Source organism: Actinomadura roseirufa (genome assembly GCF_900659635.1).
Lineage (GTDB): Bacteria > Actinomycetota > Actinomycetes > Streptosporangiales > Streptosporangiaceae > Spirillospora > Spirillospora roseirufa.
This window is the reverse complement of record NZ_CAACVB010000088.1, coordinates 19,301-30,003: the sequence shown is the minus strand read 5'-3', so window position 1 is coordinate 30,003 and position 10,703 is coordinate 19,301. Positions and strand designations below refer to the sequence as shown.

Sequence of the window (10,703 nt, the reverse complement as noted above, 5' to 3'; positions counted from 1 at the left end):
CTCCATCGCGTCACGGCCCCGGCGGACGCGCAGCGCGGCGCGGCGCGGCGACAGCCCGAGGGCCGCGCCGAGGCGGGCCGGGCCGAGGCCGTGCCGGACGGACAGGAGCACGATCTCCTGGTCGACGGGATCGAGCCGGGCGAGGCTGGCGTTCAGGAGGTCGTGCAGTTCCTCGGACGGCGGCCAGCCCTCGGGATCGTCCGCCGGGACGGGCCCGCCGTCGGGCGAGCCGGTCAAAGCGGGCCCGGTGAAGGGGGAGTCGGTGAACTCGCCGTCGGGGTCCCAGTGGAGCTCCCGCGCGCGACCGAGACGGATGCAGCGGCGGCGCACCGCGCCGTACAGCCAGGAGCTCAGATGAAGGTGGTCGCGCATGCGGGGGGCGCGGCGGCAGGCGTCGATGAAGGTGTCGTGGACGATGCCGGCGGCGGCCTTCTCGTCCCCGGACATCGACAGCGCATAGTCGTAGAGGCGCTCGCCGTACTCGTCGTAGAGGGCGGACAGGGCCGCCTGGTCGCCGTCGTTCAGCCCCTTGACCAGGCTCCGGTCGGCCGTGGCCGGGGACGGGTCGGACGGGGACAACCTGGGCATGCACGCTCCCGGCGCCGGCGGCGGAGTCCGTCCCCAAAGGGGGCTGTCCGGACATTCAGCCCACCTTGCATACACCGTGACACCCCGGGCGCACCACATGATCCCGGAAATCGTAGTGTTTACTGCAATCCCGGCCCAAGAGCTCGCCTGGCGGCTCACTCCTTGACCGTGCTTGTGCGAGCGCGAATCGCTTCGCGATCTTCCCGGCGGGGCTCGCCTTCGGCTTTGCCCCGCCGGTCAGGTAACGCGCTCGCGTGACGAGTGAAGGCCACTGGGTTCTGGGCGAGGCGTGTCGCGTACGGCGTCCTCGGAGCTGCGATCTCGGGTCGCACCTTTACCGGGAGCTTGAGTGGGCCTTGGGCGGACGCTCTAGCGGGTGGCGCTCCCTGCTCAAGTCGCTGCCTCGGAGCCGGGGTAGCGGATTGTTCTCCTCGGGTGCGCGATCCACCTCCCCGGGGCGCGGTCAGGGGCGTTGGGGCGGGATCTCGGGGAAGTCGTCGCCGAGGGCGTCGTCGTCGCGGAGCCGGGCCACGGCGCGGGAGACGGTGCTCTTGACCGTGCCGATGCTGACGCCGAGGACCTGCGCGATCTCCGCCTCGGACATGTCCTCGTAGTAGCGCAGGACGACGGCGAGGCGCTGCCGCTCGGGGAGGCGGCGCAGGGCCCGGCCGAGGACGTCGTGCAGCTCGCTGCGGCGGGTGTGGTCGTCCACGGGACGGTCGGGCAGCTCGTCGGTGGGGTAGATATCCAGCTTGCGCCGCCGCCACCAGGAGATCTGCGTGTTGACCATGGCGCGGCGCACGTAGCCGTCGACGGCGGCGCGGTCCTCGATGCGGTCCCAGGCGAGGTAGGTCTTGGCGAGGGCGGCTTGGAGGAGGTCCTCGGCCTCGGCCCGGTCGCTGGTCAGCCGGGTGGCCGCGCGCAGCAGCGCGGGCCCGCGGTCCGTCACGTACGCGCGGAACTCCTCGTGCCGCGTCCTGTTCACGTCACCACCGAGCCAGGGGTCGAGGGGCCGCGCCCCCGGGGCCGTGGATCTTGACTGGGCGCGCTCCCGTATTGTTGACGATCGCATCGGGAGCGTAATTATGGGTCTACATGAATCATATTTTCGGGTCAACCGGAGCATAATCTTCATCCCAGGTCAAGAGATTCTCCTCCGCCAGACGACTTATCGCGACAAATCCGTCGACAGCGGGGGGTCCACGCGTGAACCTTGACTCGCCGTCCTAACTGACCAGTCGTGAGTTACACCAATGCCGGAGTGCCGCCATGCCGCTACCCCGCCGCCGTGGAGCAGGGCGCAGCCGACACCGTGAGGCCGTGCTCGGCGCTCCCCCGCCACCGCGCACCGGCCTCCCGGAGAACGCCGCGCGCCCGCTGGGCGCCGTGACAGGGACGATCGTCGACGCCAGCCCGCATCTGCTCGTCCTGCGCACGCGCCGGGCCGGCGCCACGACGAGGGAGACCGAGACGCGGATCCCGATGACCGGGACGACCACGGTCTGGCACGGCGGGCGCGGGGGCCTCGCCGCGCTCCGGCCCGGCCGCGAGGTGATCGTCCGGCCCGGGGAGGACGGGCTCGGCGCCGACCGGGTGTGGGTCGACGTCGCCCGGGTCACCGGGACGATCCTCGCGTGCGGGCGGGACACCGTGGAGGTGGACATGGGACCGCATCGGGGGCGGGCCCATGTGGTGATCCCGCCGTACGCGCTCGAACGGGTCCTGGTCCGGCATCCGCGCATGGAGCCCGGCTACCTGATCGACGTGATCTGCGTGCGGTCGCCCGGCGGGCCGCAGGCGGTGCGTCCCGGCACGTCCCAGCCCGGCTACCGGGCCGACGACCTCGCCGCCCCCGAGCCGGGGGCGCCGGTCCCCGGCACCGTGCACGGGACGGTCACCTGGTTCGGGTCGCTCGGCGAGGGCGCCCCGCCGCACGCGGGCGCGGCCTATCCCGCGGTCGACCCGGAGGGGGACGCGGGCGGGTGTCCCGACGCGCCGTCCGGGTGCGTGGCACTGCCCTACCTCTCCCTGGGCAGCGAGATCACCGTCCACAACGAGTGCAGCGGACGCGCCACCACCGTGCCCGTCGTGGAGTGCGGCTGCTCGGCGGCCCGCTACTGTGACCGGTGCGTGGAGTGCGGCACGTCGCCGCGCGGCCGGATCGCCGAGCTGACCCCGGCGGCCTTCGTGGGCCTCGGCGGCGACCTCGAGGCCGGCTGCTTCAACGCGGTCGTGCGGCCGGGCGCGCCGGGCGCCCTCGCCGTGCCGGCCGCCGTGTCCGGGAGGGCCGGCCGATGGTGACCGAGTTCCAGAACACGCAGGTCCTTCTGCTGGCCACGGTGCTGCTGGCGGCGTGCCTGGCGAAGCTGACGGTCCGCGAGCGCGCGGCGGGCGTCCCCGACCACGTGCACGGCGTGCCGGTGCCCGCCGGGCTCGCGCGGGTCACGGCGCTGCGCCGCAGCCGCGGGCTGAACGTGGGCCTCGGTCTCGGCGAGGGCGTCCTCGGCCTGGCGCTGCTGGTGACCCCGCAGCTGCCCGTGCGGGTGGCCGTGGCGCTCGCGTTCGCCGCGGCGACCTGGGTGGTCGGCGAACTGCGGGTGCGCCGCCCGGACGCCGGGTGCGGCTGCTTCGGCGGGCTGAGCAGCAAGCGGGTCGGCCGCCGCAGCGTGCTGCGCGCGATGCTGTTCACCGCCTGCGCGGTCGCCTCGCTCGGGGCGCCGCTGCCCGGCCTCCAGGTGCTGCGGGACGTCCCAGCGCAGGTCGCGCTGCTGCTCACGGTCGAGCTGGCGCTGTTCGCCGCGCTGTCGCCGGAGGTTCCGGCGCTGGTCGAGCGGGGTGCGCGGGCGCGCGGGCGGGGCCGTCCGCCGGTGCCGTGCGAGCGGCGGCGCAGCCCGGTCACCGAGACCTACCGGGCGCTCTACGACAGCCCGGCCTGGGTCGAGCACGAGAACGTCGTCGCCAGCGCCGTGCCACTGGACGTGTGGCGCGAGGGCTGCTGGCGGTTCGTGGTCTTCCCGGCCCGGATGAACGAGCGCGACATGGAGGTCGTGTTCGCGGTGTCGACCGCCGAACGCGACCGGACCGTCAGGTCCGCGGTCGTCCAGGCCGACCCCGCCGACAGCGCCGACAGCGCCGACAGCGCCGGCTCCGACGTCTCTGCGACTCTGTAGTCCTCTATTGGACTTGTCCAATAGAGGACTACAGAACGCTCGTCACCAGAGGGCGTCGGGCTCCTCGTCCAGGTCGTCCTGCTCGTAGGGGTCCTCCTCGGAGCGCCCGTGCCGAAGCGGCCGCCGCTCCTCCATGTCCTCGACGCCGGACAAGAACACCTCGTCGTCCCCGGAGCCGAAGGGGTCCTGCCCGGACGGATGCCCGGAGTCGGGCGGCCCCTCGTCCCATTCGTCCTCCCCGTACATGGCGGACGTCATCGCGTCCCTGGACGAGTACTCGTCGTCCGGGTCCTGGCTCCCGTGGCGGTCCTGCCGGTCGCTCATGTCTCCCCCGACCTAGAACTCCGCGCCCTGTTCAGCGCCGAACACGCAGCCCATACCCATACCGCCCCATGCATGCAGCCCGACCCGGACTCAATGACCATGCACCTCTATAGGCCTTTCTAGCCCGATTACTAGAAAGCCTTATAAAGCCCCAGAGGGAAGCCGAGGAAAATCTACGACTCTCTAAGATTTTTTCTAGAGAACCGAATACTCTGCGGACGGCGGGGGGACGTCGATGCAGCTTTCTAGCCCTCTCTAGCCCGAGAACTAGAAAGTTCCCGCCTCATCTTGATCCTCAGCCGTCACGCGAGCGCGCTACCTGAGCGGCGGGGCGAAGCCGAAGGCGAGCCCCGCCGCGAAGATCGCGAAGCGATTCGCGCTCGCACAAGCCCGGTCACGGAGCGAGCCGCCAGGCGAGCGCAGTGGGCCGGGCTTGCAGTTAATTCAGTTGAGCGCGGAGGAACTTGCCGAAGTGGGGGACGGTGAAGGCGACCATGCCGCGTTCGGCGCTGTAGATGAGCCCCTTCTTGATCAGGCCGTCGCGGGCGGGCGACAGGCTGGAGGGCTTGCGGCCCAGTTCGTCGGCGACCGCGGCGGTGGACACCGGGTCGTCGCCGAGGCCGGCCATCGCGCGCATGTAGTCGCGCTCGGCCGGGGTGGCGCGCTCGTAGCGGCTGCCGAAGAAGCCGACCGCGAGCTCGCTCTCGGCCTCCGGCGCCGCGACCTTGATGTCGTCGGCGGTGATCGGGGTGTCGGGCGCGACGTCCCAGACCACCTTGGCGTACGCCTGGACGAAGTAGGGGTAGCCGTCGGCGGCGCCGTACAGCGCGTCGAGGGCGTCCTCGGTGAAGGTGACCTCCTCGCGCTCGGCCGGGGCGAGCAGCGCGACGTCGGCCGACGCGCGGTCGAGCCGGTCGATGCGGGCGTAGCGGAACAGCCGTTCGGAGTAGGACTTGCTGGCCGACAGGACGGCCGGCAGGTGCGGCAGCCCGGCGCCGACCACGATCAGCGGGCCGCCGCTCTGCGACAGCTCGTGGCAGGCGGCGCACAGCGCGGAGACGTCGTCGGCGGGGACGTCCTGCATCTCGTCGACGAACAGGGCGATGCCGGCGCCGACGTCCGTCGCGACGGACGCGGCGTCGACGAACAGCTCGGTGAGGTCGATCTCCAGGTCGCCGGAGTCGGCGCGGCCCCGGGTGGCGGGCACGTCGATGCCCGGCTGCCAGCGGTGCGCCCGCGCCTTGCTCCGGCCCGCCGCGCCGCGCCCGGACGGCTCCTCGCCGGCCTGCGCGAACGCCTTGAGGACGCCGAGGAACGCCTCGATCCGGTCGGGCGCTCGGTGCCGGGGGGCCAGTTCGCGGACGGCCATGTGCAGCGCGGAGGCCACCGGGCGGCGGATCGACTGGTCGGGCCGCGCCTCGATCTTGCCGGTGCCCCACAGCCGCTGGATCGCCATCGACCGGAACGCGTTGAGCAGCACGGTCTTGCCCACCCCGCGCAGCCCGGTGATGATCATGCTGCGTTCGGGCCGGCCCCGGGCGACGCGTTCGAGCACCACCTCGAACTGCTTGAGCTCGCGGTCGCGTCCGGCCAGCTCCGGGGGGCGCTGCCCGGCTCCGGGGGCGTAGGGATTGCGCACGGGGTCCACGCTCTCGGACTCTATGAGGCGATATAGCTGCGGCCGTAGATTTGCGTAGAAACCGCTGCGGCGTGTCGCGGCCGGCGCCCGCCGGGGGCGGTGCGCCGCCCCCTCGGGCCTACTCGCCGTGGCCGTCGTCGCCACCATGCCGCCTCCCGGGCGAACGCGTTCGAACGAGCCGGTCGAATCTCTGTTCGACCCGTTCGAACACAGTAGCGCATGACCCCGGACCCGTCAGCCGATCCCCGGGACTCGCGCGACGGGATCGGAACGGGAACGGCCGCGTACCCGCCGGAGGGCGGGCGCGCGGCCGTTTGGAGCGTTCTCACGACGGTCGGGCCAGCGACTCGTCCGCGGCCGTCCGGTGCGGGACCTGCTCGGCCGGGACCGTTCCCATGCGTCCGGCCTGGAAGTCCTCGAACGCCTGGACGATCTCCTCCCGGGTGTTCATCACGAACGGGCCGTACCGGGCCACGGGCTCCCGGAGCGGCAGGCCGCCGAGGACCAGGATCTCCCAGCCGCCCGCACTGGGCCGCGGCTGCGAGTCGGCCGCGCGGACGACGAGGCCGTCCTGTGCCCCCTTGTGGTGCGAGCCGCCGAAGACCGCGAGCCGGCCCTCGTCCAGCGCGACCTCCTCGACGCCGGCCGTGCCGCGCCCGGACAGGACGTACACGAGCGCGTTGAAGTCGCGCGGCCACGGCAGGGTCAGCCGGGCGCCGGGCGCGACGGTCGCGTGCAGGTAGTTGATCGGCGTGTAGGTGACGCCGGGGCCGTCGTATCCGGCGACCGATCCGGCGATGACGCGGATGAGGGACGAGCCGTCATCGGAGGACAGCAGCTTCACGTCCCGGGCCCCGATGTCCTGGTAGCGCGGCGGGACCCACTTCTGCGAGCGAGGCAGGTTCACCCACAGCTGGACGCCGTGGAACAGGCCGCCCTTGGCGACGAGCTCCGGCGGCGGCTGCTCGATGTGCTGGATCCCGGAGGCGGCGGTCATCCACTGCGTCGCCCCGTCGGAGATGAGCCCTCCGCCACCGGTGGTGTCCTGGTGCTGGAACGCTCCGTCGATGATGTAGGTGACGGTCTCGAAGCCACGGTGCGGATGCCAGGGCGTCCCCTTCGCCTCCCCTGGCGCGTACTCCACTGCGCCCATGTGGTCGAGCAGCAGGAAGGGGTCGGCCAGGGAGAGGTCGATCCCGGGGAAGGGGCGGCGGACCTCGAAGCCCTCTCCCTCAAGGTGGCTCTTGGCGGTCACGACCTTGGCGACGCGCCGCCAGCCGGTGTCGTCCTGGGGGAGCACGGGCAGACGGGGAAGGGTCAGCGGATCGGCCATCACGGCGGGCATGGGTGCCTCCCATCGGTTCGGTGCACGTGGGAACATCGTTGATTTTTCAACTATTCCCGCACCGGGATGTTGCGGTACCGTCCCGGTAGCGTGGACCATACCGGGAAGAAGTTGAAAGTTCAACCTGTGACGTATACTGGTCCCATGAGCGAACCACGCTGGCTCGATGCCACCCAGCAGCGCGATTGGCGCGCCTACGTGGACGGCAGCGTCCGGCTCTCCGAGATCATGGACCGCGACCTCAAGACCAACCACGGCCTGTCGGTCTCGGAGTACGAGATCCTCGTCCGGCTGTCCGAGGCGCCCGAGCGGCGGCTGCGCATGGCCGAACTGGCCGAGAACGCCAGCCAGTCGCGCAGCCGGCTGTCGCACACCTGCTCGCGGCTGGAGTCGAAGGGCCTGGTCAAGCGGGACAACTGCCCCGACGACAAGCGCGGTGTCTTCGCCCACCTCACCGACGAGGGCTTCGCCGCCCTCGAACGGGCCGCCCGCGACCACGTCGAGACCGTCCGGACGTTCTTCATCGACCTGATCGACCCCGCCGACCTCGAGGCCATCGGCCGCGCCTTCACCGCCGTCATGAAGCGCGTCGGCCCGACCTCGTGACCCCTTGGAGGGCGTCCTGGGCGACGCCCTAGAGAGTGACGCTGAGCCCGGTCAGGAACCCGACCGACACCAGCGTCAGGAACACCCAGGCGATCATCATCCCGAGGCCGAACCCCCGCCACCGGCCGCCGACCCGCCACACCAGCAGGCCACCCAGCCCGAACGCCAGCACGAGCAGCGCCACGAACTGCGGCCACAGGCTCCCCCTCCGGCTCGCCATCAGCGGCCCGTACATCATCACCGCGTCGACGAACAGGAAGAGCACGAAGCCGCCCGCCGTCGCGCCGACGTCGCGGCCGACGGCCGCGCGCGCACGCTCCAGGGTCTCCTGCGCCCGATCCGTCCGCAGGCGCGGCCCCGCGGCCGCGCCCTCCTCGACCTCGACGGTGTGCGCGACGGCGAAGATGTCGTCCTCAAGGCTCGGGACGTTCCGGTCCTGCGGATCCGCCATGCCGGCTCTCCCTGGGCCGGTGGACGCCCGAGACATGCCCGGGGGGTCGACGAGTTCGGCGACGCGCCCGCCCCGGCCCCGTTTCGGCGTGCGCACCCTCACTCGCACCGTAGCGAATCCAAGGTCCGACGCGAAGGGCACCCGGCGTGCGATCCTGCCAAGATGCCAGGGAGAACGCCAATCACCACCAGCGGAATCATGGTCGCGTCCACCGTGCTGACGCTCGCCGCGACCGCGTGCGGCGGAGGCGGCGGCGAATCGAAGCGGACCGGGTCCGCGACACCGGCCACCCCGTCCTCCGGCACGGGCACCTCCGCGTCGCCGTCCGCCGCGCCGTCCCCGCAGCGCTTCCAGGCGACGATCAAGAGGGTGACGGCCCGCGACCTGAGGTACTCCTGGCGCAGGGGCTGCCCCGTCGCCCCGTCCGGCCTCCGCATGATCCAGATGACGTACTGGGGCATGGACAAGAAGTCCCATCCGGACGGCAGGCTGGTCGTCAACGCGGACGCCGCCGGAGACCTCGTCAAGGTCTTCCGGCGGCTGTACGACATCCGCTATCCGATCCGCCGCATGGAGCCCGTGGACGTCTACAAGGGCAGCGACTTCCAGTCCATCGAGGCCGGCAACACCTCGGCCTTCAACTGCCGTGCGGCGACCGGGTCCAGCAACTGGTCGCAACACGCCTTCGGCCTCGCGGTGGACCTCAACACCTGCGAGAACCCCTACGTCAGCGCCGACGGCCACATCGAGCACAAGGACTGCGTCAAGTACGGCAACCGCAAGAGCCGCGCCCCCGGTGTCATCCACCCCGGCGACAAGGTCGTCAAGGCGTTCGCCTCGATCGGCTGGGGCTGGGGCGGCTACTGGTCGGGCGCCAAGGACTTCCAGCACTTCTCCAGCACCGGCCGCTGAGCCTCGCGGGCCGTGACCGCCAGGACGACGGCGGTCATCCCGCAGAGAACCGCCCAGGCGGCCGTGAAGCCGTGGGTGACGTCCTTGAGGAAGCCGAGGGCGGGCGGTGCGACGATGACGGCGATCTGGGTGACGGCCATGGCCAGCCCCAGTGCGAACCCCGTCTTTCCCGACGGCGCCGACTCCGCCAGGTACGCCACCCATGGGCCGTACCAGCCGATACCGAAGAACCCGAGCCAGGCGAACGTGAGGCAGGCCACCTCCGGTGACCGTCCCAGCGGCGTCATCAGCACCACCATCGCGGCGATCACCGCGACCATGCAGGCCATGACGGAGGCGTAGCGCCCGGCCCCGAGGCGGTCGCTCCAGGCCGCCAGGCAGACGCGTCCGGCGACGCCCGCACCCTGGACCGCCACGTAGACGAGGGCCGCGGAGCCCGCTCCGAGGGACGTCACCTCATGGAGGTACAGCACGGTCAGGACGCCGATGCCGCTGTGCACCGAGACCAGGCACGTCCCGGACAGCAGGATCCTCGTCATCCGCGGGTCGCGGAGCATCCGCAACCGGGTGCCCGGCCGCTCCGCGGCGGATTCGCGCGGCTCACCGCCGGGCGGGGCGGCCGGCACGGGCGGCCGGCGGTAGACGCCCATGAAGGCGACGGCCCCCACCAGCGCGACGAGCCCGCCGGCCACCAGCGTCGCCCGCCACCCGAGCGCGGCGGCGACAAGGGGAAGCGCCGCCGCGGCGAACACGCCGCCCAGTGGCACGCCCGCCTGACGGATCCCCATCGCCAGCCCCCGCTGGGACGCGTCGAACCACGACGCGACCGACTTGCTCCCGCCGGGCTGGACGGTGCTGTACCCGGCACCGACCATCAGCAGGACGACGAGCAGGGACAGGTATCCCGGCGCCATGCTCCCCACGCCCAGGCTCACCGCGACCACGCAGGCGCCCAGCCCCACGACCCAGCGCTCGTCGTAACGGTCCAGAAGCTCTCCGGCCACCAGAAGGCCGACCAGCGGGACCAGCTGGGACGCCGAGACCAGGAGACCCAGCTGGGCGGTGCTGAGGTCCAGGTCACGTTCCAGGTGGACGCCCATCGCCCCGATGCCCTGGACGAAGAACCCGGAGGCGGCCTGGGTGAACGTGGCGACGCCCAGGATGATCCACCGGTAGGTCACGGGCGCCAGCACAGCGTCGGGTCGGGGTGGTCGAAGAAGCCCAGCTCGCGGTAGAGCGGCTCACCCTCGCGCGAGGCGGTGAGGTCCACCCGGACGGCCTCGCGCTCCCGGAACCAGTCGAGCAGGCCCTTCATGATCGCTCGGCTGTGGCCGCGCCGCCGGTACGCCGGATCGGTGACCACCCCGATCACGTGCCCGATGCGGCCGTTCCTGGAATGCGGGCCGGGGAACCACTGCTCGATGGTGCCGATGCCGCAGGCGGCGAGGCCGTCCGCGCCGTCCACGACGAGGATCAGCGCGTCGTCCTCGGTCAGCTTCTGCTTCAGGACGCGCGCGAGGGCGTCCCGCCAGTCGTCGCCGGCCGAGGCCGGGTTGAAGAAATCGCCGCCGAGGTTCTCGAACAGCAGCGACCGCAGCCGGACGAGCTCGGGGACGTCGTCCTCCGCCGCCCGGCGTATGTGCTGGTGATGCGTCATGCCGACCAGGC

12 protein-coding genes are annotated in these 10,703 nt (G+C 72.0%); 4 read left to right on the top strand and 8 right to left on the bottom strand.

The features are described from left to right. Both E1291_RS19750 and E1291_RS19745 read right to left on the bottom strand, forming a co-directional pair. A partial coding sequence (locus tag E1291_RS19750) for an RNA polymerase sigma factor (RefSeq protein ID WP_131739307.1) occupies positions 1 to 588 on the bottom strand: 588 nt, incomplete at its 3' end. Between the two features lie 463 nt (positions 589 to 1,051). Next, positions 1,052 to 1,573: a SigE family RNA polymerase sigma factor gene (locus E1291_RS19745; RefSeq protein ID WP_242614256.1), complete on the bottom strand. Its 522-nt coding sequence runs from the start codon at positions 1,571 to 1,573 to the stop codon at positions 1,052 to 1,054. A 335-nt stretch (positions 1,574 to 1,908) separates the two neighbouring features. On the opposite strand from E1291_RS19745, the gene E1291_RS19740 reads away from it, so the two are divergent. Next, the gene (locus E1291_RS19740) at positions 1,909 to 2,889 is read left to right on the top strand and encodes a hypothetical protein (protein WP_242614255.1); all 981 of its coding nucleotides are present in this window, start codon (positions 1,909 to 1,911) and stop codon (positions 2,887 to 2,889) included. Then, positions 2,883 to 3,758, top strand: coding sequence for a MauE/DoxX family redox-associated membrane protein (locus tag E1291_RS19735; RefSeq protein ID WP_131739305.1), 876 nt, complete (start codon positions 2,883 to 2,885; stop codon positions 3,756 to 3,758). Before E1291_RS19740 ends, E1291_RS19735 begins: the two co-directional genes overlap by 7 nt. Positions 3,759 to 3,800: 42 nt before the next feature. On the opposite strand, the gene E1291_RS19730 is transcribed toward E1291_RS19735, so the two are convergent. From E1291_RS19730 to E1291_RS19720, 3 genes are all read right to left on the bottom strand, one after another. Continuing rightward, positions 3,801 to 4,082 (bottom strand): hypothetical protein, encoded by a 282-nt coding sequence (locus E1291_RS19730; protein WP_131739304.1) that lies wholly within the window; start codon positions 4,080 to 4,082, stop codon positions 3,801 to 3,803. Between the two features lie 439 nt (positions 4,083 to 4,521). Then, on the bottom strand, positions 4,522 to 5,721 hold the full coding sequence (locus E1291_RS19725) for an ATP-binding protein (protein ID WP_242614254.1): 1,200 nt from the start codon (positions 5,719 to 5,721) through the stop codon (positions 4,522 to 4,524). A gap of 325 nt (positions 5,722 to 6,046) precedes the next feature. Then, positions 6,047 to 7,066 carry a pirin family protein gene (locus E1291_RS19720; RefSeq protein ID WP_131739302.1) on the bottom strand — a complete coding sequence of 340 codons (1,020 nt, stop codon included), beginning with the start codon at positions 7,064 to 7,066 and terminating at the stop codon, positions 6,047 to 6,049. 144 nt (positions 7,067 to 7,210) lie between these two features. Here E1291_RS19720 and E1291_RS19715 point away from each other — a divergent pair, with 144 nt between their 5' ends. Next, positions 7,211 to 7,672 (top strand): MarR family winged helix-turn-helix transcriptional regulator, encoded by a 462-nt coding sequence (locus E1291_RS19715; RefSeq protein ID WP_131739301.1) that lies wholly within the window; start codon positions 7,211 to 7,213, stop codon positions 7,670 to 7,672. A 28-nt stretch (positions 7,673 to 7,700) separates the two neighbouring features. Here the strand turns inward: E1291_RS19715 and E1291_RS19710 are convergent, their stop codons facing one another. Next, positions 7,701 to 8,123: a hypothetical protein gene (locus E1291_RS19710; protein ID WP_131739300.1), complete on the bottom strand. Its 423-nt coding sequence runs from the start codon at positions 8,121 to 8,123 to the stop codon at positions 7,701 to 7,703. Between the two features lie 198 nt (positions 8,124 to 8,321). Here E1291_RS19710 and E1291_RS19705 point away from each other — a divergent pair, with 198 nt between their 5' ends. Beyond that, positions 8,322 to 9,035 carry a M15 family metallopeptidase gene (locus tag E1291_RS19705; RefSeq protein ID WP_242614253.1) on the top strand — a complete coding sequence of 238 codons (714 nt, stop codon included), beginning with the start codon at positions 8,322 to 8,324 and terminating at the stop codon, positions 9,033 to 9,035. Here the strand turns inward: E1291_RS19705 and E1291_RS19700 are convergent. Together E1291_RS19700 and E1291_RS19695 are read right to left on the bottom strand one after the other, a co-directional pair. Continuing rightward, entirely contained in the window at positions 8,984 to 10,216 is a 1,233-nt protein-coding gene (locus E1291_RS19700; RefSeq protein ID WP_242614252.1) for an MFS transporter, read from the bottom strand. The two genes, E1291_RS19705 and E1291_RS19700, sit on opposite strands and share 52 nt — an antisense overlap. Then, a complete protein-coding gene (locus E1291_RS19695) occupies positions 10,213 to 10,692 on the bottom strand; it encodes a GNAT family N-acetyltransferase (protein ID WP_131739297.1) in 480 nt (159 codons plus the stop codon). Before E1291_RS19695 ends, E1291_RS19700 begins: the two co-directional genes overlap by 4 nt. Positions 10,693 to 10,703 lie beyond the last annotated feature (11 nt).

Excerpts from the sequence above, each read along its gene's own strand:
- E1291_RS19695 (WP_131739297.1), bottom strand. The coding sequence starts at position 10,692 with ATGACGCATCACCAGCACATACGCCGGGCGGCGGAGGACGACGTCCCC.
- E1291_RS19715 (WP_131739301.1), top strand. The coding sequence starts at position 7,211 with ATGAGCGAACCACGCTGGCTCGATGCCACCCAGCAGCGCGATTGGCGC.
- E1291_RS19735 (WP_131739305.1), top strand. The coding sequence starts at position 2,883 with ATGGTGACCGAGTTCCAGAACACGCAGGTCCTTCTGCTGGCCACGGTG.
- E1291_RS19720 (WP_131739302.1), bottom strand. The coding sequence starts at position 7,066 with ATGCCCGCCGTGATGGCCGATCCGCTGACCCTTCCCCGTCTGCCCGTG.
- E1291_RS19730 (WP_131739304.1), bottom strand. The coding sequence starts at position 4,082 with ATGAGCGACCGGCAGGACCGCCACGGGAGCCAGGACCCGGACGACGAG.
- E1291_RS19710 (WP_131739300.1), bottom strand. The coding sequence starts at position 8,123 with ATGGCGGATCCGCAGGACCGGAACGTCCCGAGCCTTGAGGACGACATC.
- E1291_RS19705 (WP_242614253.1), top strand. The coding sequence starts at position 8,322 with ATGGTCGCGTCCACCGTGCTGACGCTCGCCGCGACCGCGTGCGGCGGA.